General features: G+C 46.6%; 18 protein-coding genes. 5 read left to right on the top strand and 13 right to left on the bottom strand.

What is annotated here, in order from left to right; genetic code table 11:
• Nucleotides 1-14 precede the first annotated feature (14 nt).
• On the top strand, nt 15-890 hold the full coding sequence (locus VNM22_16905) for a farnesyl diphosphate synthase (protein HWP48836.1): 876 nt from the start codon (nt 15-17) through the stop codon (nt 888-890).
• Nucleotides 891-1,039: 149 nt separating this feature from the next.
• Entirely contained in the window at nt 1,040-1,507 is a 468-nt protein-coding gene (locus tag VNM22_16900) for a GspH/FimT family pseudopilin (GenBank protein ID HWP48835.1), read from the top strand.
• A 21-nt stretch (nt 1,508-1,528) separates the two neighbouring features.
• On the opposite strand, the gene VNM22_16895 is transcribed toward VNM22_16900, so the two are convergent.
• The 8 genes from VNM22_16895 to VNM22_16860 form a co-directional block, all read right to left on the bottom strand.
• A complete protein-coding gene (locus VNM22_16895) occupies nt 1,529-2,254 on the bottom strand; it encodes a Uma2 family endonuclease (GenBank protein ID HWP48834.1) in 726 nt (241 codons plus the stop codon).
• A 220-nt stretch (nt 2,255-2,474) separates the two neighbouring features.
• Nucleotides 2,475-3,185 (bottom strand): ABC transporter ATP-binding protein, encoded by a 711-nt coding sequence (locus tag VNM22_16890; GenBank protein ID HWP48833.1) that lies wholly within the window; start codon nt 3,183-3,185, stop codon nt 2,475-2,477.
• 36 nt (nt 3,186-3,221) lie between these two features.
• On the bottom strand, nt 3,222-3,998 hold the full coding sequence (locus VNM22_16885; GenBank protein ID HWP48832.1) for an ABC transporter ATP-binding protein: 777 nt from the start codon (nt 3,996-3,998) through the stop codon (nt 3,222-3,224).
• A 49-nt stretch (nt 3,999-4,047) separates the two neighbouring features.
• On the bottom strand, nt 4,048-5,088 hold the full coding sequence (locus tag VNM22_16880; GenBank protein ID HWP48831.1) for a branched-chain amino acid ABC transporter permease: 1,041 nt from the start codon (nt 5,086-5,088) through the stop codon (nt 4,048-4,050).
• Between the two features lie 23 nt (nt 5,089-5,111).
• Nucleotides 5,112-5,972: a branched-chain amino acid ABC transporter permease gene (locus tag VNM22_16875; protein HWP48830.1), complete on the bottom strand. Its 861-nt coding sequence runs from the start codon at nt 5,970-5,972 to the stop codon at nt 5,112-5,114.
• Between the two features lie 86 nt (nt 5,973-6,058).
• Nucleotides 6,059-7,270 carry an ABC transporter substrate-binding protein gene (locus tag VNM22_16870; protein ID HWP48829.1) on the bottom strand — a complete coding sequence of 404 codons (1,212 nt, stop codon included), beginning with the start codon at nt 7,268-7,270 and terminating at the stop codon, nt 6,059-6,061.
• Nucleotides 7,271-7,650: 380 nt separating this feature from the next.
• Nucleotides 7,651-8,892, bottom strand: a complete 1,242-nt coding sequence (locus VNM22_16865; GenBank protein HWP48828.1) for an ArgE/DapE family deacylase — start codon at nt 8,890-8,892, stop codon at nt 7,651-7,653.
• A 101-nt stretch (nt 8,893-8,993) separates the two neighbouring features.
• A complete protein-coding gene (locus VNM22_16860) occupies nt 8,994-10,253 on the bottom strand; it encodes an allantoate amidohydrolase (protein HWP48827.1) in 1,260 nt (419 codons plus the stop codon).
• 576 nt (nt 10,254-10,829) lie between these two features.
• Between VNM22_16860 and gcl the strand changes: the two genes are divergently transcribed.
• On the top strand, nt 10,830-12,572 hold the full coding sequence (gene gcl / locus VNM22_16855; GenBank protein ID HWP48826.1) for a glyoxylate carboligase: 1,743 nt from the start codon (nt 10,830-10,832) through the stop codon (nt 12,570-12,572).
• Between the two features lie 359 nt (nt 12,573-12,931).
• Here the strand turns inward: gcl and VNM22_16850 are convergent, their stop codons facing one another.
• From VNM22_16850 to VNM22_16830, 5 genes are all read right to left on the bottom strand, one after another.
• Nucleotides 12,932-14,782 carry a S9 family peptidase gene (locus VNM22_16850; GenBank protein ID HWP48825.1) on the bottom strand — a complete coding sequence of 617 codons (1,851 nt, stop codon included), beginning with the start codon at nt 14,780-14,782 and terminating at the stop codon, nt 12,932-12,934.
• A gap of 75 nt (nt 14,783-14,857) precedes the next feature.
• Complete coding sequence (locus VNM22_16845) at nt 14,858-16,276, bottom strand: pitrilysin family protein (GenBank protein HWP48824.1); 1,419 nt, start codon at nt 16,274-16,276, stop codon at nt 14,858-14,860.
• Nucleotides 16,277-16,350: 74 nt separating this feature from the next.
• On the bottom strand, nt 16,351-17,847 hold the full coding sequence (locus VNM22_16840) for a pitrilysin family protein (protein HWP48823.1): 1,497 nt from the start codon (nt 17,845-17,847) through the stop codon (nt 16,351-16,353).
• Nucleotides 17,848-18,140: 293 nt separating this feature from the next.
• On the bottom strand, nt 18,141-19,232 hold the full coding sequence (gene mnmA / locus VNM22_16835; GenBank protein ID HWP48822.1) for a tRNA 2-thiouridine(34) synthase MnmA: 1,092 nt from the start codon (nt 19,230-19,232) through the stop codon (nt 18,141-18,143).
• A gap of 182 nt (nt 19,233-19,414) precedes the next feature.
• Entirely contained in the window at nt 19,415-20,179 is a 765-nt protein-coding gene (locus VNM22_16830; protein HWP48821.1) for a 3-oxoacyl-ACP reductase family protein, read from the bottom strand.
• A gap of 126 nt (nt 20,180-20,305) precedes the next feature.
• Here VNM22_16830 and rnr point away from each other — a divergent pair, with 126 nt between their 5' ends.
• Together rnr and VNM22_16820 are read left to right on the top strand one after the other, a co-directional pair.
• Nucleotides 20,306-22,531, top strand: coding sequence for a ribonuclease R (gene rnr / locus VNM22_16825; GenBank protein ID HWP48820.1), 2,226 nt, complete (start codon nt 20,306-20,308; stop codon nt 22,529-22,531).
• Nucleotides 22,531-23,373 (top strand): alpha/beta fold hydrolase, encoded by an 843-nt coding sequence (locus VNM22_16820; GenBank protein HWP48819.1) that lies wholly within the window; start codon nt 22,531-22,533, stop codon nt 23,371-23,373. Before rnr ends, VNM22_16820 begins: the two co-directional genes overlap by 1 nt.
• Nucleotides 23,374-23,384 lie beyond the last annotated feature (11 nt).

Genomic DNA, 23,384 nt, shown 5'->3' with positions numbered 1-23,384 from the left:
ATTTAAAAACCTACATGACCCAACGACGGGAATTGGTTGATAGGGCCCTGGAACATTATATTCCTAAAGAATCTAAATATCCCTCTATCATTCACCAGGCCATGCGTTACAGTGTATTTGCAGGGGGCAAGCGCCTCAGACCTATTCTTACTTTAGCTGCCGCCGAAGCGGTCGGAGGAAATCCAGAATCGGTCCTTTTTGCAGCCTGTGCCATCGAGCTCATTCATACCTATTCCCTCATCCATGATGATTTGCCTTCTATGGATAATGACGATTTCCGGCGGAACAAACCTACCAATCATAAGATTTTTGGAGAGAACATGGCGATTCTGGCAGGGGATGCTTTACTGACTCTGGCTTTTGAAGTCCTCTCTCAACCCGAAAATCTGAAAACCTTCAAAGCCGAAACCCTTTTATCTGCTATCCATGAAATCTCCCTGGCTGCAGGTACTCTCGGCATGATTGGGGGTCAGGTTATGGATATTTTATCGGAAGGGAAAAGAGACCTGGACCCTAAAACCCTCGAGTATATCCATACCCATAAAACCGGTAAATTACTTTTAGCTTCTCTGCGCGTAGGGGCCTTGCTGGCGGATGCTACTGCAGAGCAATTCAAAGCCATTACCGAATATGGTACCTGTATCGGCCTCTGCTTTCAGATTGTAGATGATATTCTGGATGTTGAGGGAACGACCGAGGAAACCGGAAAAGATGTCAGAAGCGATGCAGCGAGGGAAAAAGCCACTTACCCGGCTCTATACGGGTTGGAGAAATCTAAGAAGCTGGCCCAGGAGCTGGCCAAAAAAGCTCAACAAGCCCTCATAAGTTTTGGAGAATCGGCTCAACCTTTGCGAGAGCTTGGGGAGTTTATCGTATCACGAACGTATTGAAAAATTAGCACCGAACAAAGAAGGATCCAACCTAGATCCTTGTATAGACCTGAAAGGACTCCAGGATCCAAGGAGTTATGTTAATTTGTGGATGACAGATCCATAAACCTTTAAGGTTTTTAAAAACCTTGAGGATTTATCCTCTTTTCATGTTTTCGTTTGACCAAACCCGGGGTTTTTCCATTTTAGAACTCATCCTTATTCTCTCCATCCTCGGATTATTTTTAGTCATCTCGGTTCCTAACTTTACAGACTGGCTTCATACATATCGGCTTAAAACAGCCGCCTATACACTGGCCAATCATCTACGTCAGGCCCGGCTTTCGGCGGTATACGAAGGGGTTTCTTATCAACTCCAGATCAAAGACAAAAACCAGGGGAATTTTTATCAGATCGTCCAGGACCCTGGCGGAGTTAATCGAATTCTAGATTCTATCGGACAAATAGTGCTGGATGCGGAGTATAAGGAAATTTTCATTGTTAGTACTCCCAGTTCAGGCAAGATTACCTTTACTCCTAAAGGTGGCGCGAGCACAGGTACTATTATTCTTCAAAACTCCAAAGGTGAACAACGAAAAGTCATAGTCAACAATACCGGACGGGTGAAAATCGAATAAAATCGGAAAGGTAATCAAAGCCTATAGATTCAGGTCACCGAAACGACGTCGATATTCTTCAAGTAATTGTTCAGCTCGTTCTGCCCGTTGTTTTTCTTGTTCTGCCCGTTGTTTTTCTTGTTCTGCTAATTCCATAGGGGTCGGTAAGATAACCCCCTCGGGGGTCAGCCATCTCAGCCATTCTCCCCGGACAGCCAGATACAAACCGGTTACAGGCGAATAAATCTTCCCCTCCTGATCGGGCATTACTTCCTCATATCGCCCGACCTTTAAGTGATTCCCAATAAACTCCTGGCTATGGGGATCATAGAGATAGTACTCTTCCGTCCGAAATACTTTCTCATATAATTCCTTCTTCATTCCTTTATCCTCGTTCCGCGTGCTGTCCGATAATAACTCTATGATTACATTTGGAAACTTCATTCCCTCTCGCCATACCACCCAACTCTTCCTTCGCTTTCTTCTTTCCACCCCAAGGACCAAGAAAAAATCTGGACCTCGAAATTTGGTTCTATTTTCTGGATCATAATGCAAAAACATATTCCCACCTACAAAATAATCTTCACGATCCGACCAATGTACCTTGAGGGAGTCGATCAGAATATTCATCTGCTCCCGATGTTGGTCTGACTCCATAGGCTCTCCATCATCGTAGGGCAGATCGTCCTCGGTAGGAAGGGCCTTAATACTTTCCAGGACTTCTGGCTCCGTGATGGGTTCCAGTAAACTGGAGATGGATAAACTCATAAACTTCCTCCTCTCCCTAAGCTTAGGCGTTAATGGGATTTTAACTTATCCTTGCAGGGGTATGAACTTAAATAGCTCTCTTAAATAAGATAAATCTCATTTTTTTAAATGAAACCCTTCTTTAAGGTAATCCTTTTCCCCTGAAACAGGAAGTAGATTAAGAATATTGTCGGGATTCTCAGAACTATAGGGGGGGAGGCTATGGCCTGGAAGTAAAAACTCATCCTCCCAGGTAAAGCCTCCTCACATGATCGTTATGGATAAGATTCCGGGAGGCGTCTTCCAGTGCAATCTGTCCGTTTTCCAGGACATATCCTTTGGATGAGATCTTTAAGGCCATTCGGGAGTTTTGTTCTACCAGGATAACACCTACGTTTTCTTCTTTATTTATAGCCAGGATAGCCCTGGCGATTTCCCTGACCATCATAGGGGCAAGGCCTAAAGAAGGTTCATCCAGCAGGAGGAGCTTGGGTCTTGCCATCAAGGCCCGACTAATGGCCAGCATTTGCTGTTCACCGCCACTAAGGCTGCCTGCCTGCTGGCGCAGTCTCTCCTTGAGACGGGGAAAACGGGCATAGATCTTTTCCAGATCCTCCATAATACCCTTCTTATCCTTCCGGAGATAGGCTCCCATGAGGAGATTATCTTTGACATTCATGTAAGGGAATATATGTCTTCCTTCGGGTACCATGGAGATTCCCAAGGCAACAATTTTTTGAGGTGGGAGACCGTCAATACGTCGTCCATTAAACCAGATTTCGCCGGAACTGATTTTAGTTAAACCGGTAATGGCACGCAAGGTCGTTGTTTTTCCTGCCCCATTGGCTCCAATTAGAGTCACAATCTCGCCTTGCCCCAAAGCTATGGAAACCCCTCGAAGGGCTATGACCCGGTCATAAAGCACCCGGATATTCCTGGTTTCAAAGTACATTTTCTCCTCTCTCCTATTTTCTTCCTTTTTTCTTTTTTAAAAGCCGGCCTCGTCATCCTCTTTTCCAAGATAGGCTTCGATTACAGCCGGATTCTGCTGGATTTCTTTGGGTTTTCCTTCGGCGATCTTGGTGCCAAAATTAAGGACAACGATACGGTCACTGATTTTCATAACCGCCCGCATATCATGCTCGACCAGAATAACCGTTACACCACGATCGCGGATCCCTCGAACCATTTCGACGGCTGTATCGGTCTCCTCGGGATTCATTCCTGTGAAGGGCTCGTCGAGAAGGAGCAAGGTAGGATTGGCCGCCAAAGCTACGGCTATTTCCAGGGCCCTGAGATGTCCGTGGGGTAAGTTCCTGGCCTCCTCGTCTTTGAGGGCGGCTAATCCGAGATATGTTAAGATTTCCAGGGCACTTTGATGAAATTCTATTTCGTCTTTTCGTGCCTGATGGCTATTGAAAAAAATCCCCCAACTACTGGCCCGGCATCGAAGATGATGGGCAAGAACTACATTCTGTAAAGCCGTCATCTCTTTAAAGATGTTGGTTTCCTGAAAAGTGCGGACAATCCCTTTCCTGGCTACAACATGGGGAGGTAAATGGGTAATATCTTCTCCTTTGAAGGTAATGGTTCCGTGGCTGGGTTTTAGAAAGGAAGTAATCAACTTGAAAAGTGTACTTTTCCCGGCGCCGTTCGGACCTATAACGGAAAGGATTTCTCCCGCCTTCACCTCAAAACTTACTCCATTGACGGCCGTTAACCCTCCAAACCGTTTGGTAAGATCCTTGATCTGAAGCAGGCTCATATTCATCCCGTCATCTATAGTCCCTTGTTTAGGTAACGGATGTAGAGGATTATTTCTTAAACCTCAAACTTAGAATCCCATTGGGTAACCACAACATAAAGGTGATCATAATAATGGCATAAATCATAGTTTGATAGGTTTGAATACTGTGGAGAAGTTCAAAGCTGATAAGAAGTAAGAAGGCCCCCACAACAGGCCCAAACAAATAATCAAGTCCACCCAGGAAGCAGTAGAGCATAAAGTAGATGGAGTCGGTAACCGTATAGGTTGCCGGATAGATATTTTGCTGGAAAGCTGCGAAAAACGAGCCTCCCAACCCCCCGATAAAACAGCAAATAGCATAAGCCATGACCCGATACTTGGCCACGTTGATTCCAATACTGGAAGCCAGCTCTTCATTTTGTCGGAGGGATCTAAAGACCCAGCCTATTCGACTCTGGGTCAGGCGTCGTAAACTGATAAGGGTGAGAATGAGTAAAGAAGCTGCCAGGTAATAAAAGGGTAAAGGGTCTGATCCTTTAAAGGCCGGGATAAGGGTTATTCCTGCGATGGATAAGGCTCCAGGTCTTGGAATATCTACAATTCCGGTACCTCCTCTGGTAAAATCTCCGCCATTTAAGAAAGCAAGTCTGGTTGCTTCTGTTAAGCTGAGGGTAATCATGGCAAAGTAGACTCCCCTCAGGCGCAATATGGGCCAGCCGATCAAAGCACCAATCAGTGCAGCCATGAGTCCGGATAGAGGAAGGCAAAGCCAGAAAGAGATGCCATATCTAACCGATAAAATAGCCGTTGTGTATCCCCCGATAAGGGCGAAAGCCCCTTGACTGATGTTCGTACGACCAATCGTAAAGGTAAGCCAGACTCCCAGGCTAATGACACTCAACATGGAAGCATTGATAACCACTCCCAGCACGTATCTGGAATCCCGATAAAGAAGCGGAAAGATGACCAGATAGATCAGCCCCAGGAAAAACAAGAGAACGGAAGAAAGGGAAAAAGGAAGAACCGAAGATAAGATACCCGGTTTTCCTTTTCCACCTTCTCTCACTTTCTCCTCTTCCCTTTTGCCTTCTTTTTGAGTTGTAGCCATTCTATGGTTCCTTCTCTACAGCCTTATCCTTGAGGTCTCCCCATAATTCCTTGAGGACGAACAATTAAGAAAAGAATCAATGCAATAAAGATAATCAGGTAAGTAGTAGAACCTGGCAGGGTTTCATAACCTATTGCCTCACAGAAACCCAATACAAAGCCTCCAAGAATAGCCCCGGAAACGACTCCGGCCCCCCCGATCATGATCATGGTAAAGGCCTTTGTGGAAACGGCGGTGCCTGATCCGGCATTAATCGCAAAGATGGTTATCAACAACCCTCCAGCCAGTCCGGCTAAAGCAGCTCCTATGGCAAATCCCAGTGCTGAGACCTGATTGATATCTACTCCCTGCAGATAGGTGGCTTCCTTATCTTGAGCCAGTGCCCGCATGGCACGACCCGGCCTGGTATATTGGACAAATAATAACAGGCCGATGACCAAAAATAAGGCCACAAAAAATACAAGGGCTCTTCCGGCAGGTAGATAACCCCCACCTACTTCATATACTCCGGTAACCACCGGCGGAACCCCTCGCTGCTTTTCTCCAAAGGAGAATAAAGCCAGATTTTCGAGGAGCAGAGCCGTACCCATAGCAAGAAGCATGGTATTCTCTTCCCGTTTTGCCAATCGCATAACCCTTCGAAAGAAGAACTTTTCAAAGATAATTCCTATAACAGCCAGGGCCAAAGCAGCTACCATTAAAGCCAGAAAATAATTCCACTGATAAACACCGTAAAGATAATAAACCACAAATCCCCCCAGCATATACATCTGACCATGGGCAAAATTAACTACGTTCATAATACTGAAGATCAGGGTAAGTCCGAGGGCAATGAGGGCGTAAATCATCCCCAGAACCATTCCGTTAATGATCATCTGGGACATGGAGAAATATCGCGAGGGTTCAGAGTCCGGAATCCATGTCTATGATTTGTTATAAGCCACCCGACATAGGACTCCGGACAAAAGGGTTAATCTTCTACACTTCCAATGAAAAGGGTTTCAAACTTCCCATTACGAACTTCATTAACTACCATGGGAACACCGATTTGACGAGGTTGACCAAAATAGGCCGTGCCTACATACTTCAAAATCCTCTCCTCTTTGAGAAAGGGATTCCTCACCTTTACTTCCGGAATTGCTTTTTTGAAAACTTCCACATCGGTCAGAGCAGCCTTGCCAGCTTTTTGAAGGGTGTAGATGATCATCTGCAGGGCATAGACTTTAGTTCCAGCTTCATCATTCCACTCACCGGCTACTTTTTTATAACGCTCGACGAATTTCTTCATATAATCACTTTGGATTTCAGGAGTACTGGCCCCACCCACAGAGATAAAACCTTCTGCATACTTTCCGGCCACTTCGTTCAAAATCTTGATGTCTTGGGCCGTCTCAGTACTTAACAATCCTTTATAACCCAATTCACGGGCAGCTTTGATGAGTAGGGGAGCGTCCGCAGGGGCAACTCCTGAAAGAACAATAAGATCCGGGTTTCCCTTGACCACCTTGGACATAACAGGGAAGAAATCTGTCGTTCCTGGCTCGTAAGTATCGGTCGAAGAAATAATATTTAACCCAAGTTTTTTGGCCGCTTCCACCCCTTCATCCCTTTGATTGAGAGGATCAGAATCATTTCTTGCAATAAAACTAATGGACTTAACCCCTTTGTTTTCCTTTAAATACTTATAAATTACAGGACCTGCCTGATAGGAGGCGATCATTCCAAGGATTGAATTGCCATGGGGAGGGGAATATAATGCCTTCGAAAAAGCATAAGGAATATTAATGGCTCCGGCTGCCTCGATTACAGGCACTACACTGGCGGCCGTAGTATCCACATTAGGGCCGATGATGTATTTGATCTTCTCCTGGTAAACGAGTCTTTCCATGCCGGATACAGCCAGCTTGGGATCCATTTTATCGTCAATACTGACAAACTCAATTTTATATTTCTCTCCGTCTATCTCTACACCTCCCTCTTCATTAATCATCTCGGCAGCCGCCTGAATACAATATTTATTAACCAATCCCCAGGATGCTGCCGGACCACTCATCACACCCAATTGACCAATTTTCAGAACTTTTTCCTGGGCAACGGCTTTTTCAAAAGAAAATGATAACGCCACAGCACTTAGAAATATCCCTAAAATCACCAAGAATAAGCTTCTTCTGAAATCTCTCATGATTCTATTTTACCTCCTTTTGGATGCTAAGGTTAAACTATCTCCTCCTAACCCCTGGATTTTATCCCACTTTCTCCATCAGATAATAATATCCTTAAACCTGTCAAGGAAAATATTACCGTCACAGGTGAATAAATACCTGGCAGAGCCATTCTGTAAAGAACTTGAATTTGCCCATTCTAAGAAAGAATCATAAAACCCGTGGGGTTTCCCATCATTCCGGGAGATCCATTTCTAAAAAAGCAACTTAAATGCCAGCTTGTCTAGGAATTAGATGCCTGGATATTCTTGAGTTTTTCCTTGATTTTGTTTAAACCTGCCTGATTTTTAGGCAAATTCCCTTCCCGGACTGCCTAAAAACTTATTCTGATTTTGGTGAATCATGCATGAGTTCCCCGTAAAAGGTCGAGAAGCGTAAAAGCTACGACTCGGGTTGCCTTTTTAAGGTCGTCCAGTTTTAAGCGTTCATCGGCACGGTGAGCATTGGCTTCCAGGAGACTTCGAGGGCCCGCACCGTACATTACAGTTGGAATACCCATCCCGGCGTAGTGTCGGGCATCGGTGTAAATGGGAACCCCCTGACTGCCAATCTTCTCTCCCATGACCTCACAGGCATTATCCAGGAGAATCTTCAACAGTTTTTCAGAACCGGGCACCGGAGTGAAGCTTTTGGCCCACAGGATACGCCGGACCTGGATACTTATACCCGGAAAAAGGGCAGCGGTTTGTTCTATTAAATTGGTCAGCGTCTGTTCGACCTTATCCCCATCTTCCTCAGGGATTAAGCGACGATCGAGGCGGAAAGTAATCAAATCTGGGACGACATTGGTGTTAATTCCACCGTGGATAAGACCAACCACCAGGGTTGGTGAGTCGATTCCCTCCACCTTTGAACGGATTTCGGTATAGCTCTTCCGGTGGTTATAAAGTGCTGTAAGGATTGCCGTGGTTGCTTCCAGAGCATCATGACCTGTATCCGGACGGGCCGCATGGGCCGATTTACCTCTGACCTGAACCTCCAGATGTAGGCAGCCATTATGGGCCGTTACTACGGCGTAGGAGAAGCCTGCCGAAATAACAAAGTCAGGCTTTGAAAGACCCTGTTCAAGCAGCCATTTCGGACCGACTTGCCCCCCGGCTTCTTCATCGTAAGTAAAGTGCAGTTCAACACTTCCCTTCAGGGGCGCCTGGATGGCCTTAAGGGCTAACAGAGCATAAGTATAGGTCGCAAAATCCGATTTTGAGACTGCCACCCCTCGACCATACATGGTTCCATCTCGGATCTCTGCCCCATAGGGGTCGGCGGTCCATCCCTCACCCGGAGGAACAACGTCTCCATGGGCATTTAAGGCTACAATGGGCCCCTCACCAAACCGATGGCGGACAATGAGATTTGTAACCCGGACCATACCCTGCTTTTTTACAAGTTCCTCAGGAACCGGATACTTCTCCACGGTCAATCCCAATGCTTCTAAAAGCGCAGTGGTTCGCTCTGCGTGGGGTACGCAATCTCCGGGTGGGTTATCGGAAGGTACCTTTACCAGTTCGGCCAGAAATTGGACTTCCTCTTCCCATTTTTGATTAAGAAACTCGGTGATCTCTTTTTTAAAATTAGCCGACATTTATCTATAGTTATTGTTCTTAGCCCGTCTGTTCTTAGCCCGTTGTCCTTTGTCCAAGACTCCCTACGAGGGATCATCAATCAAAAGTAACGGGCGAAAGACTAAGGACAACGGACCCTGGGTTTAAACTGTCGAATAAAACGCAACAACACCCGGATACCGATTTCGACATCCTCCGGGGTAATGGATTCATCCGGTGTATGACTGATCCCCCCCTTGCAGCGGATGAATAGCATTCCTATATCCGTGATCGCGGCCATTGCCATGGCATCGTGGCCCGCACCGCTGGGTAAATAGCGCGGTTGAAGGCCTTCTGCCACTATAGCCGCTTCGAATTGGGTCATAAGCCAGGGAGCACAAAAAGAGCTTGGACTTTCATGGACTTTCCGGATCTCATATTCAATCCTGCGCCGGGAGCAAATATCCTGAATAGCCTTTACAATATCCCTGACGGCCTCCAGACGATCCGAGTCGGTTGGGGCACGTACATCCACGGAAAACTTTGCCGTACCCGGGATAACGTTGCTGGCACCCGGTAAAACCTGAATCTGCCCTACCGTTCCAACCAGATTATCTGGGGGTATCCCCAACTTGCCCAAGCAACGTTTTTCGATAAACAAGATAGCCTCGGCGGCTGCCACCAGGGCGTCGCGCCGTAAAGACATGGGTACAGTTCCGGCGTGTCCGGCGCTACCGGTAAGGGTTACCATCAACCGGGTCGCCCCGGCAATGGAAGTTACAATACCGACTGGGAGGTCTTCAGCTTCGAGTACAGGGCCCTGTTCGATATGAAGCTCAACATAGGCCAGAAGATCAGCAGGGCGCCGGGCTACCTGAACGATTTTATCCGGATCAAGTCCATAATTCCGCATGGCGTCTGCCATACTTATCCCTTTATCATCTACATTTTGGAGTACCGTATAATCGAAAGTACCGGCTATAGCCCGACTTCCAAGCAGGGTTGCCTGGAAACGGGTACCTTCTTCGTCTGAGAAGCCGACTACTTCGATAGCAAAAGGTAATCGTTCTTGTCTCTGATGCAGGGCTTTGACACAGGCAATCGCCGTAACAACCCCGAGGGGACCATCATACTTTCCAGCATTTCGAACCGTATCCAAATGTGAGCCCAACATCAAAGCAGGGAGGCCGGAACTTATCCCTTCATACCGACCCACCACATTACCAATCCCGTCTATCCAGACCTCCATACCCGCTTCCTTCATCCATCCCAGCACTAATTCGTTGACTCGCTTCTGCTCAGGACTTAAAAAAACTCGTGTAAGGCCACAGGGGTCTTCGCTGTAAGTTGCGAGCTCATCCAGACGAGCCATGACCTCGTTGGTTAGTTGTCGAATATCCATATTTCTCTCTCCTCTCTGGGTTGACGGTTCCTGGTAAGGATTATCGAATCCACAGGGCAGGCGGCAAGTGGTACATGGCAAATAGCGAATGGGCTGATAGTCCCTAGTCCCTTAGTAAGGATTATCGAATCTACAAAGGTTGTCAAGGAGAAAGTTATTCCAAAGCCTCTTTCACCTGTTGGGTTACCACAAAGCATGAAAATCGTAGGATGATTTTCGTAGGAAGTTATCACAGTTACTTAGATATTAGTATCCGTATCCATTTAGTAGGTGGAAAAAGAAACACCCTTCCATCCCCCCCCTCCAGGGGGGATTCAGCAGCAGCAACCCTATGTCAGTCCCCCCTGAAGGGGGGATGGGAGGGTGTTCAGACAGAAAAAGTGACACCTACTAAATTGGTATAATTACTAGATATTAACTTCTCCTTGACACCCCTGGTAGATTTTGATAATCTTTTATGATTACAACTCCGTTGTAAGGTTTTAAGAAAACCGGAGCAGTTAGGATAAAAATAACAGGAAGGATGGGGGATGGGGGGATTCCATTTACTCCATCTTTCTTTTAAGGAGGTAGCTTATGCCTAAAATGCCCGTAATGGAAGCTGTGGTAAAAATTTTAGAGAGTGAAGGAGTAGAATATGTGTTTGGGATTCCAGGAGCGGCTATTCTTCCTCTCTACAAAGCCCTTAGCAAATCCAAAAAGATTAAACACTTGACCGTTCGGCATGAGGAAGGGGGGACCCACGCTGCAGATGGATGGGCTCGCGCTACGGGCAAGGTAGGCATTGCCATAGGGACTTCAGGTCCGGCCGGGACCAATATGGTTACAGGACTTTATACGGCCCAAGCGGATTCTATCCCATTGATTTGCATCACCGGACAGGCTCCTCGGAATGTATTACACAAAGAGGCTTTTCAGGCCGTTAACATCGCTGAAATTGTGAGGCCGGTTACCAAAAAAAGTTATCTGGTATTGGAAACGGCTCAGGTTCCCTTTGTCTTCCGGGAAGCCTTTAAAATTGCCCAAGAAGGGCGACCCGGGGCAGTTCATATCGATCTCCCCCTGGATGTTCAGCGGGGGGAGGTAGAATATGATCCTGATATCGATGAGCCTTTGCCGATTTTTAAACCCGGCCCCAATATGAAGCAAATTCGTCGAGCCATCGAGATGCTTCTCCAGGCTGAGCGGCCTATCCTGATGATGGGGGGTGGCGTTATTCTAGCCAATGCGACCCAGGAATTTATCCAGTTGGCCGAGTATCTACAAATACCGGTTATCCCTACCTATATGGCTATGGGGGGTATTCCGGCGGACCATCCCCTATATGCCGGCCTGGTCGGTATTCAGACGACTACCCGCTCGGGTAATAAAATCTTTCTGGAATCAGATCTGGTCCTATCGATCGGAAACCGATTCGCAGAACGGCATACCGGGGCTCTGGATGTTTATACGAAGGGAAGAAAGTTTATCCATATTGATATCGAACCGACTCAACTGGGTCGAGTTTTCCCTCCGGATTTGGGTATTGTTTCAGATGCCAAGCTGGCCCTGCAAGCCCTCCTGCAAACAGCTCGAGAGATGACTCCACCGCGTCAACCAACACCCTGGGTCCAGAGTATTCCGGATATCCGACGTCGGATGGGTCGAAAGATGGATTTTGATAACATTCCCATTAAACCCCAGCGGGTTTACAAAGAGCTGAATGAATTCTTCGACCGGGATACGGTTTTTGTAACGGCTATTGGACTTTATCAAATCTGGTCAGGCCAATTTCAAGAGATTTATAAGCCCAGACATTATTTCTGTTGCGGACAGGCAGGCCCCCTGGGGTGGGAAATTCCGGCCTGTATTGGAATCAAGCTGGCAAGGCCACATCAACAGGTTGTTGGGGTCGTAGGAGATTACAGCTTTCAATTTCTGATGGAAGAAGTTGCCGTAGCCGTTCAATATCAGGTTCCTTTCGTCCTGGTTATGGTTAATAATGGCTATCTCAGCCTCATTCGACAACCGGAAAAATACCTCTATGAGATGAATTTTGGAGTGGATATTACCTATGACGGTATGGGAATCGACCACGTCAAGGTAATGGAAGGTATGGGAGCACTGGGTCGCCGGGTGATCAGGCCGGATGAAATCAAGCCGGCTCTGGAGTGGGCCGTAAAAGAATCTAATCGTCAAAGAAGGCCGGCTCTGGTAGAAGTCATGGTCGAACGGGAAACCGACGCAGCTATGGGAGTTTCCATCGATAAAATCGTGGAGCGGGAGCCTATTTACGACCTTCCGGCAGAGGTCCCAATCCCGACTCCAATTCTCCAATGAATCTATAAAAGAGCTGAATTACCCGCTTATTTGGAACAATTCCCCGACTCCCTTATAGGAGTAGTTTTTCAGGAGTGGAGGGAAGTAGACCCCCGCCCTCACCTTCTATAGCTTTAAGTTAAGGCCTCCTTCCTGACCTTCCCTTGCTTTGCACGGGAAGAAGCGTTGCGGTCAAAGTCCCCTCCCCTGCGAAGCGGGGGGGGGATAAGGTAGGGGCGCTTCTAGCCGGGACTTCCACCCTTAACCTTAAGGCCATTGACCCTAACCCTCCAGGCTGTTGACGTAACCTGGTAGGGCGAAAGGCCATTTCGCCCAGGACAAATCAACGATTCGTCCTACCTGTTGTGCCAAGGGTTGATTCATGAATCGGTAGACTCCTCAAAGCGTCCCCCTAAATGCTTGGCCAGAAATTTTTCTGCCACAGCATAGAACTTGATCCGATTTTCCGGTTTGGCAAAGCCGTGCCCTTCATCGGGGAAAAGCAGATACTCGTAGTCAATGCCCTTACTTTTCATGGCTGCAACAATTTGTTCAGATTCAGATTGTTTGACCCGAGGATCGTTGGCTCCCTGAGCAATAAGTATAGGTATCTTGATTTGATCAACTTTGAAGAGGGGAGAACGGGACTTCAAAAATTCTTCTTCGGTATCCGGATTACCAACCCGCTTGTGAAAAGTCGCCAGAAAGGTGGACCAGTAAGGAGGAATCGTTTTGATCAGTGTGATCAGATTGCTGGGCCCAACCACATCGATGGCACAACGAAAGAGGTCCGGTGTAAAGGTAGCGCCGACCAATGCTGCATATCCCCCATAGGAACCTCCATAAATAGCTACTTTTTTCGGATCGGCGAATCCCTGTTCAACAGCCCAACGCACGGCGTCCACCAGATCATCTTGCATCTTTGCACCCCATTCCCGATCTCCGGCGTTTAGAAAATCCTTCCCATAACCGGTAGATCCCCGGAAGTTGACCTGCAGGCAAATATATCCCCGGTTCGCCAGCCACTGAGCTTCTGGATTAAAACCCCACATATCCCGGGCCCATGGTCCTCCATGTACCTGGAGGACCATGGGTAAATTTTTTCTTTCCTTTCCCGGAGGAAAGGTTATATATCCATGGATGGTTAGCCCATCCCGCGCCTTAAAGGAGATGGGTTCCATGGGAGCCAGGGTATAGTTGTTCAGATCGGGCCGATGATAAAAAAGAAAAGTCCCTTTTCGGGTTTTTCGGTCGAAAGCGTAAAAGGGGACGGCTCCTGTATCCACCGTGAACCCTATTAACCAGACGGCATCTGCATGGTCTCGATTGATCAGGAAAAAGTCTCCAGGGTGGAGATTGCGGATCGCTTCGATATCGTCCCGAATAGATGGATCCAGAACCACCCACTCGGTTCGAGCTTTGGTGAAAGATACCATTTGGATTTCATAGGTATCCGGATGTATGACTATGGTATTTACATCATATTGAGGATCCCCAACGATAACTTCCGTACGACCGGTCTCAACCTCCATCTTGACCAGACGGCTGGCGTTGGCACCTCGAGAATCCTTGAGGTAAATAAATCGGCCATCTTTAGAAAATCCCACAGGACCACTGTTCAGGCTGTCGTCCGGATCCCAGGTAACCAGCCTTTTCCATTCGGCATTTTCATTTTCCCGAATCATCAACTCAAACCCACCCTGAGGAGTAGAAACCACTGCACCCCGTACTTTTAGATTTACATCGGTTACCCAATCTGCAACACTCCCCGGATTCTTGGCGACCATCCTCAGTTCTCCGGAGGTTAAATTCAAGTGATATACGTCATGGACCTGGGGATTTTCCTTGTTCATTCCAATGAGAAGTTCATGGGGGCGATGTTTGTTATGGGCTACAATTTGAACCTGGACATTTTCAAAAGGAGTAAGTTCTTTGATCCCTCCCGTTTCAAGATTTACAGCGTATAATCGCCAATTTTCATTCCCTCCCACATCCTGAAGGTACAAAATATGCCGGTTATCCTCTGCCCAAAAATATATCCGTATTCCTCGATCTCTGTCCTGGGTAACCGGCTTGTAATCCTCTTTACCAACGGTTCCTACCCACACGTTGAGCACATTATCTACCGGAGCCAGATAAGCCATCCGCTTTCCATCCGGTGAGATTTGTGGATTGGTTTTGATCGGATTTCCGAAAAGTATAGATCTGGGAATGAGTTTGGGTTCTGACATATTTGACATAATCCATCAGCCTGAAACCTCCCTAAACTCCCTTGGAGGAAACAGGGGTATGTTTTAGGAGACTTCTTAACTTTTCGATAGGATAGTCACAGGCCCCAGCGAAGCCAGATCTTTTTCTATCTTACTACGATCTCCAACGACCATAATCACCAAATTATCCGGATGAAGATATTGTTGAGCAACTCGAAGTACATCTGCTTTGGTTACATTCAGGACTTTATCCCGGAACTTTTCTAAGAAGTCGGCGGGAAGCCCATAATACTCATAGAGCATCTTACGCTGTACAATTTTCGATCGTGTGTCAAATCTGAACACAAAAGAGTTCATATACTGATCTTTAGCTACCTGAAGCTCTTCATCGGAAACCTCCGTCTGGGTTAATCTTTTAATTTGATCGATAACGGCATCAACGGCTTCCCGAGTAGATTCTGTTTTTGTTTGAAGAACTACTTCAAAAGTCCCGTAATCTCGCAATCCGGCTTCAAAGTTAGAATAAATACCGTAAGCCAGACCTTCATCATTACGAACCTTCTTATAAAGTCGGCTGGTAAATCCACCTCCGCCTAAAATTTCGTCCAAAATCCGAAGGGCCGGATAATCCGGATTGGTAATCTTAGTTCCCAAATGCCCTATAATGATATTTGCCTGGTTGATATCTTTATCAAAAAGGGCAATGGTACTTTTGACCTGGGTATCGACCGGTGGTACTTCAGGGTAGTCGACGTTTACTTTCTCCCATCCGGCAAAGACTTTTTCTATTTTTTCGATCATCTCGGCTTTGTTGAAATCCCCGGTAATTCCCAACAGGATCGTATTAGGGTGAAAGTATTTCTTGTGAAAGTCTACCATGTCGTCACGGCTGATATTGTTAATGGTTTCAACTTCGGTGGTTCGGGCCAGAGGGTGGGTCTTTCCATAGATCAATTTTTGAAACTCGCGCTGAGCAATCCCTTGAGGGGAATCATTTCGTCTTCGGATGGCTTCCAGTGCCTTGGCTTTAGCCAGTTCTACTTTATCCTTATCGAAGGCCGGATGCATCAGGATATCTGCAAAAATTTCCAGGCTTTTATCTAAATTCTTCTTGAGGGTAAAAAGCCCCGCAGAACCAGATTCATCCTCGATGCTTGTTTCAATTGTGCTGGCCATAAATTCAAGTTCTTCGTTGATTTCTTCTGGGGTCCGACTTTGGGTTCCTCCCGTTCTCATAACAATCCCTGTAAGCTCGGCCAAACCCACCTTATCGGCCGGTTCATAGATACCTCCGGTTCGAATCTTAGCCGAAATATTCACAATGGGAAGCTCATGATCTTCAGCTAAAAAGAGAATCATCCCGTTTGCCAGTTCAACCCGATCTACAGGAGGTGGCTTAAACTCCAGAGGCTTGAACTTAAGGTCCTTATAGCTTTGGGCCTGAAGGGGGGAAGCTATAGAGAAAAGAAGGAGGATATTTAATAGAATAAAAAAGTGCTTTGTTACTCTTTGCATAAGGTGATTTCGAGGAGGAGAATGAGAGAATATGTTCTCTTAACTCTCCTACCCCCCTTTCTCCTTGCACTGGATTATCCTTGAGGTTTCTCCCTTTTTACAATTTCGGCAACCGTTCGATTTGTTTTGATAAAGTACTGTTTAGCAACCCGTTTGATATCCTCAGGGGTAACTGCTTTTATCCGATCAATATGTTTCTCGAGATTTCGCCAATCTCCGGTTATGGCTTGAAAGAAGGCCAGTTGACTGGCCAGGCCGCTATTGGAAGCCAGGGAGCTGATAAAGGAAGCCTCTACGTTATTGATGACCTTTTGCAATTCCTCTGCGCTGACAGATTCGGTCTTTAACTTTTCTAACTCGGCGTAAATTCCTTCCTCGACTTCCTTGTTGGTATGGGGAGTTAGAGGAGTTGCCAGGATTGAGAATAGATTTGGGTACTTATCTCCAGGAAAGCCGGTAAAACTATCAACATTGGTGGCAATGCGCTTTTCCACCAGGTTTTTATAAAACCGGGAGGTACGACCCTCACTGAGGATGGAAGTAATCACATCAAAGACCGCTTCATCCGGATGATTTATATCCGGTTTATGGTAACCGATCAAGATGTGGGGATTTGCATCCAATTCGACCTGGATACGCTTTTCACCGACTTGAGGAGGTTCTACGGTGACGACTTTAGGAGGTTTTGGGGCAGGTGGGATGGCCCCAAAATACTTTTCCATCAACTCGATGACTTCCTGAGGGTTAATATCCCCGACGATGGCAATGGTTGCGTTGGCCGGAACATAATATTTTTTATAAAAGGCTTCGACCTTCTCTCGGGTATAGTTGCGCATATCCGATTCCCATCCAATGGTCGGATTATGATAGGGATGTGCATTAAAAGCCAGGGCCTGAAACTGCTCAAAAAGTTTTCCAATCGGAGAAGAATCCGTCCGAAGCCGTCTTTCTTCGAGCACCACGTCTTGTTCCGAGTAAAATTCCCGGGGTACCAGGTTTGCGATTCGATCCGATTCAAGAAGGGCCCAGAGTTCTACTTTATTGGCCGGAAGGCTGACAAAATATCGGGTACTATCCTGGGAGGTCGTTGCATTCAGTCCTACCCCGCCGTTGACTTGAAGAATTTTACTGAATTCATCGGTTACCACATACTTATTGGCCTCCGCCTGGGTTTCAGCAAATTCCTTCTCCAGTTGTTGAATTTTTGCAGGGTCTGCCTTTTCTCCCCTGGCACGTTCTTCCCTTAATTGAATGACAATTTTATCCAACTTCTCCAGGAGAGGCTTTTCTTTTTCGTAATTGGTTGTTCCAATGGTTTTTGTCCCCTTAAAGGCCAGATGCTCCAGCATATGGGCAATTCCGGTTATGCCCACACTTTCATCGGAGGCGCCTACATCAAACAGCACATGGAAAGATACAACCGGCGCCTCATGTCGCTCTAGCATGAGAACCTGAATCCCGTTTTTCAATTTATGCTCGATAACCCGGCCCTCCAGCTTTTGAGCCTGCGCCGGGTAATAAATAAACAGGATGAAAATTACAGCCAGCAACGAATAGCGATATCTTTTCATTTAGAAAATTTTCTCGCAAAGGCGCAAAGAGTCTCCTTGAAGGGTTTATCTTGCTTCTTTACAAGAAAAATATCCCTAAAACCTATATAATTACAAAGCGAGAAATTTCAGGGCAATGCTCTCTACTTTAAGTAGTTAGTCCTTTTTTAAAGAAGGAGGTTCCGTCTGTGTAATGGGTATAAATTAAAAAAAGGCAAAAGGCTCCCTTCATTTTTGCCTTTTGCCTTTTGTCCTTCGATGAAACTAAAGCCTTTTCTAAGCTGGTGAGAGGAACAGCCTTCTGTCTTTCCCCTTTAAATAATAACTCCGCCTCCTACGACAATATCTCCATCGTAAAAGACTGCAGACTGCCCTGGAGTAATAGCCCGCTGAGGTTCCTCAAAGATCACCTCGACCTCACGGTCCTGACTTCCCGGCACAATGGTTGCTTTACTTCCCGCATGAACATGTCGGATTTTCACCAAAACCGACATGGGCTCTATCAGTGTTGGAATAGAGATAAAGTTAGTATTCTGTACCCGCAGACTCTTCGAGAAAAGATCTTCGTTATCTCCAACTATTACTGAGTTCGTCTCGGCATCGAGAGCCACAACATACTTCGGCTTACCCAGGGCAATTCCGAGTCCCTTTCGCTGACCGATGGTGTAGAACTGAATACCTCGATGCTCGCCCAGAACGTTTCCCGCTCTGTCTACAATGGGACCCGGCTTGATATGATTGGAAGCCTTCTTAGCCAGGAAGTCCCGATAATCCTTATCGGTCACAAAACAAAGCTCCTGGCTATCCGGCTTATCTGCCACCCTTAACCCGAGTTTTCGGGCTATCTCTCGAACCTCAGGCTTCGTATAGTCTGCCAGGGGGAAAATCGCCCGACTGAGTTGTTCTTGAGTCAAGCCATACAAGAAGTAAGTCTGATCCCTGTCCAGATCCTTTGGCCTTCGTAAGATATATCGACCGGACTGCGGGTTATACTCGACCTTTGCGTAATGACCCGTTGCTACATACTCGGCCCCAAACTCCCGAACCCGTCGGAAGAAAAGATCAAACTTGACCTTCTCGTTGCAAACCACACAAGGGCTCGGTGTCCTTCCCCGGTTGTACTGATCAACGAAATCATCAATTACCAGGGCCTGGAACTCCTTATGGAAGTCCAAGAGCTGATAAGGAATCTCCAACATGTGCGCTACGTATCGAGCATCCTGCAGATGTCGCAAGGAACAACAACTGTTGTAGCGCTCCGTCCGCTCCTCTTCCATCTCACAGGGGGTCGTTTTCATAGAAAGTCCTATGATGTTATACCCCTGCTCCTTGAGCAAGGCTGCGGCCACCGAGCTATCTACACCGCCACTCATGGCGACGGCGATCAGGGTATCCTTATTTATCACTCCTGAACCTCCTTTTTGAATTAAAAATAATAAAATGGTATGGAATAACTTACCATACAGGGTTTAAAATGTCAAGATGACAGGGGTTGGTTTTGACTTTCTAAACTAAAAAGGTTGATAAAATCAAATACCCTGGTCTATTGATCCATAAACGCCCGGGAAGGATCGGCAGGCCCTTAGTTTTACCACAACTTAATACTCAACCCCCCGTCAATGATGAGGACCTGCCCGGTTATAAAACTGCTCCCCTCGGATAGGAGAAATAACACCGGGTAGGAAATCTCTTCCACACGACCGAGTCTACCCATGGGTTTTAAGCTGGCGAATCGTTCTCGAGTGGCCTGATCCAGGAGTCCTTCACTTAAAGGAGTAAGGATCAGACCGGGTGCAACGGCGTTGACCCGAATGTTATAAGGGGCCAACTCCAGGGCCATGGTTCGGGTGAGGGAATCTAAGGCAGCTTTAGAGGCCCCGTAGTGAGCGCGACCGGGATGGGTTTTCTGTGCGGCCACGGAAGAAATATTTACAATGCGTCCGAATTTTTGCTTGACCATTTGTCGCGCTGCAGCCCTTGAGCAAAGGAAAGCTCCTTTTACATTGATGTCCATAATCTGGTCCCACACCTTCTCTTCCATTTCAATCAGAGGTTGGGGAATGTTTATACCGGCATTATTGACCAAAAAATCGACCCGCCCATAGGTTTTTATAACCCGATCAAATAAGGATTCTACTTCATCTTCTTTGGAAACATCGGCGGCTACTACCAACTCCTCTTTCCCCATTTCTCGAATTTTCTTTGCCACCCCATTGAGTTTATCTATATTTCGTCCGTTTAGCACCACCTTACTACCTTCTTTGGCCAGTTTGAGAGCTATGTCTTCGCCAATCCCAGAACCGGCCCCTGTAACTACGGCGATTTTACCCTCTAGATTAAAAGAAAATTTCATAGAATCTTTCCTCCTTTATTCAATTATATCAAAATACTTTAAACCTCTGCCATTAAGAGATATATTATATGATAACCCGGCAATCTCATATAAGAAAAATCTCTGGATCATCTACTACTTTTATTTATGATTACAAAAACGCAACTTCTAGAATTCATGCAACATGCCTCATACCGACCCCTTTCTTTAAAAGAGCTCATAGAGGCCTTCGGGATCGATTCTGAGGAGAGGTCTGCTTTTAAAAAGCTTATCAAAGAACTGGTTCAAGAGGGAGAAATTGTAGAAACCCGTGAAGGTCGTTATGGCCCTCCAGGTCGAATGAACCTGGTGGTGGGGTATCTTCAAGGGCATCCCAGCGGGTATGGATTTGTCATTCCTAAAGAGAAAGGGGTTCCGGATCTTTATATTCGAGCTCGTAACCTGGCCGGGGCTTTCCATGGGGATTTAGTGGTGGCTCGGGTTGAGCGGCGAGAGCGGAGAGGTCGGGTCGAGGGGAGAGTTATTCGAATACTCAAACGCGGACATCGGGTATTGGTGGGAACCTACGAGGCCCACAAGGGATATGGATTCGTCATCCCTGAAGATCCAAAAATTCCCTACGATGTCCACGTAGAAAAAGAGGACAGTCTGGGTGCTCGGGATGGTCAGATAGTTGTGGTGGAGATAACCGAGTATCCGGAACAGCGTCGGAATCCTATCGGGAAGGTTATCGAAATCCTTGGGGATCGAAATACACCCAGAATTGATGAGGAAATTGTAATTCGTGAGTATGAATTACCGGTGGCCTTTAGCCCGCAGGCCTTAAAGGAAGCCGCTGCAATTCCAGATAGAATTCCCAGGAAAGAAATTACCCTTCGTAGAGATTTAAGGGATTTATTAACGATGACTATTGACGGGGAAAAAGCCAAGGATTTTGATGATGCCGTTTCCATAGAGATGCTGGATAACGGTCACTATCGCCTGGGAGTTCATATTGCCGACGTCAGTTACTACGTCCGGGAACAAAGCACCATCGACCGGGAGGCATATCAACGCGGGACGAGTGTTTACTTTCCAGACCGGGTGATTCCCATGTTGCCTTCTAAACTCTCCGATGATATGTGCAGTCTGGTCCCCAGAAAATCCCGACTGACGGTGAGTGTTTTCATGGAATTTACTCCCCAGGGAGAGAAGGTTCATTATGATATTTTTGAGAGTGTCATCCGAAGTCGCTATCGATTGACTTATACCCTTGTCCGACAGATCCTTCAGGAGGAGGATCCGAAACTGCTAAAAAAATATCGAAACCTGATTCCTTCTCTCCAGAGGATGCGAGATCTTGCCCAGATCCTCTATGAAAAGCGTATCCGGCGGGGAAGTCTTGATTTTGATTTACCAGAACCCGAAATTATCCTGGACCTTCAGGGGGATATTGAGAATATTGTCAGGGCCGAACGGAATATAGCCCATCGGATCATTGAAGAATTCATGATTGCAGCCAACGAGACGGTGGCCTCTCACATGGCCTGGTTAAACTTTCCTTCCATCTATCGGATCCACGAAAAACCCGACCCGGGAAAACTCGCCGATTTTGAAGAGTTTGTTCGAAGCCTGGGATACAATCTGAAAGGTACTTCCAACATCCATCCACGGACCCTTCAAAAGTTTTTGGAACAGGTGAAGGGTAAGCCCCTTGAAAAGCTGATAAATACGCTACTTTTAAGATCTATGAAGCAGGCCCGCTATTCGGCTACCAATGAAGGCCATTTTGGACTGGCATCGGAATGTTATACCCATTTTACCTCTCCTATCCGAAGATACCCGGACCTTGTGGTTCATCGTATGTTGAAAAAAACCTGGGAAGGAGAAAATTATTCACCGGAGCGATTGGAAGAACTGGAAGCCTTATTGGAAGAGATGGCCCAACACTCTTCCATGCGAGAACGGATAGCCATGGATGCCGAACGGGATATTATAGCCATTAAAAAGGTTAAGTTCATGCAGGATAAACTGGGAGAAATTTACGAAGGTGTTATTTCTGGTGTAACGGCCTATGGACTTTTCGTGGAACTCAAAGATTTTTACGTGGAAGGGCTCGTCCATGTCAGTTCTATGTATGATGATTATTACCATTTTCAGGAAGATAGTTATGCTCTGATCGGGGAACGGACCCATAAGGTTTATCGGCTGGGGGATGAAGTTAAAGTTCAGGTTGTCTCTGTGAATGTGCCCAAACGTCAAATAGACTTTCTTCTGGTAGCGGAGAAGCAAAAACCGACGAAATCTGACCAGGAAACTCTCAAAGCCCTGCCAAGAAAACGGAAGGGCCGTAGAATTGAGAAAATTATACCCCTTGAGGATTTGCTACCGTAATGGGAACCTTGCATCATTTAAATGGCATGTGGGTTACTGTCGAAGGTCTTAATACCTACTACCTGACCCGGGGATCGGGTAAACCCGTTATTCTTATCCATGGCTTATCTGCCCACTCTTTTTCCTGGCGGAAAAACTTAGATCCTTTAGCCAAGTTCTTTCACGTCTATGCTCTGGATTTAAAAGGCCTGGGTTTCTCCGATAAGCCCTTAAAAAGTGATTATTCTCCAGAAGGGATGGCCACTTTTGTTATCCGATTTATGGATACTTTGGGAATCCCGGAGGCAGCCCTTATCGGAAGTTCTATGGGCGGCATGATCAGCCTGACGGCAGCTCTTAAGTATCCTTCTCGGGTTACCCAACTGGTTTTGGTGGCAAGTACCGGGTATCCTCTCCCCTCCAAACTTCTCAGGAAGCTCTTAGAAACTCCTGTTCTGGGAGAGATTTTGATCAAGTTTGCCGGAAAAAAGGACCTGGAGCGCGGTCTTCGAAATTGTTATTATGATTCAACCCAAATTACTCCAGAAGTTGTAGAAGGGTATTACCTGCCCTATACCCGGGATCGAAACCTCAGACCACAACTTTTGATGGCTCGAAGGTTTGGGTTCCACCGGCCCTCTCCCCTGGAAAATTTATATAACCAGATTCAGATTCCCACCCTTCTCATTTGGGGTCGGGAAGATCGGATTGTTCCAGTACAGCATGCTTATCGATTTCATCGGGAGATTAAAACCTCTCAACTGGTTATTCTGGAAAAGACCGGGCATGCCCCCCAGGAAGAGAATGCCGAGGAGTTTAATAGAATAGTAATAGATTTTTTACTCTCGTCGGGTGTTCGTTAGCCGAGGTACGG

The sequence above is a fragment of the Candidatus Limnocylindrales bacterium genome (genome assembly GCA_035559535.1).
Taxonomy (GTDB): domain Bacteria; phylum Moduliflexota; class Moduliflexia; order Moduliflexales; family JAUQPW01; genus JAUQPW01.
This window is presented reverse-complemented; position numbering and strand designations above follow the sequence as displayed.

What these genes read in the sequence shown, in the direction of transcription:
- VNM22_16895 (HWP48834.1), bottom strand. Translation starts at nt 2,254, where the DNA reads ATGAGTTTATCCATCTCCAGTTTACTGGAACCCATCACGGAGCCAGAA.
- gcl (HWP48826.1), top strand. Translation starts at nt 10,830, where the DNA reads ATGCCTAAAATGCCCGTAATGGAAGCTGTGGTAAAAATTTTAGAGAGT.
- VNM22_16900 (HWP48835.1), top strand. Translation starts at nt 1,040, where the DNA reads ATGTTTTCGTTTGACCAAACCCGGGGTTTTTCCATTTTAGAACTCATC.
- VNM22_16845 (HWP48824.1), bottom strand. Translation starts at nt 16,276, where the DNA reads ATGCAAAGAGTAACAAAGCACTTTTTTATTCTATTAAATATCCTCCTT.
- VNM22_16880 (HWP48831.1), bottom strand. Translation starts at nt 5,088, where the DNA reads ATGGCTACAACTCAAAAAGAAGGCAAAAGGGAAGAGGAGAAAGTGAGA.
- VNM22_16905 (HWP48836.1), top strand. Translation starts at nt 15, where the DNA reads ATGACCCAACGACGGGAATTGGTTGATAGGGCCCTGGAACATTATATT.
- VNM22_16865 (HWP48828.1), bottom strand. Translation starts at nt 8,892, where the DNA reads ATGTCGGCTAATTTTAAAAAAGAGATCACCGAGTTTCTTAATCAAAAA.
- VNM22_16870 (HWP48829.1), bottom strand. Translation starts at nt 7,270, where the DNA reads ATGAGAGATTTCAGAAGAAGCTTATTCTTGGTGATTTTAGGGATATTT.
- VNM22_16885 (HWP48832.1), bottom strand. Translation starts at nt 3,998, where the DNA reads ATGAGCCTGCTTCAGATCAAGGATCTTACCAAACGGTTTGGAGGGTTA.
- VNM22_16850 (HWP48825.1), bottom strand. Translation starts at nt 14,782, where the DNA reads ATGTCAGAACCCAAACTCATTCCCAGATCTATACTTTTCGGAAATCCG.
- VNM22_16875 (HWP48830.1), bottom strand. Translation starts at nt 5,972, where the DNA reads ATGTCCCAGATGATCATTAACGGAATGGTTCTGGGGATGATTTACGCC.
- VNM22_16860 (HWP48827.1), bottom strand. Translation starts at nt 10,253, where the DNA reads ATGGATATTCGACAACTAACCAACGAGGTCATGGCTCGTCTGGATGAG.
- VNM22_16890 (HWP48833.1), bottom strand. Translation starts at nt 3,185, where the DNA reads ATGTACTTTGAAACCAGGAATATCCGGGTGCTTTATGACCGGGTCATA.
- VNM22_16830 (HWP48821.1), bottom strand. Translation starts at nt 20,179, where the DNA reads ATGAAATTTTCTTTTAATCTAGAGGGTAAAATCGCCGTAGTTACAGGG.
- VNM22_16840 (HWP48823.1), bottom strand. Translation starts at nt 17,847, where the DNA reads ATGAAAAGATATCGCTATTCGTTGCTGGCTGTAATTTTCATCCTGTTT.
- VNM22_16820 (HWP48819.1), top strand. Translation starts at nt 22,531, where the DNA reads ATGGGAACCTTGCATCATTTAAATGGCATGTGGGTTACTGTCGAAGGT.
- rnr (HWP48820.1), top strand. Translation starts at nt 20,306, where the DNA reads ATGATTACAAAAACGCAACTTCTAGAATTCATGCAACATGCCTCATAC.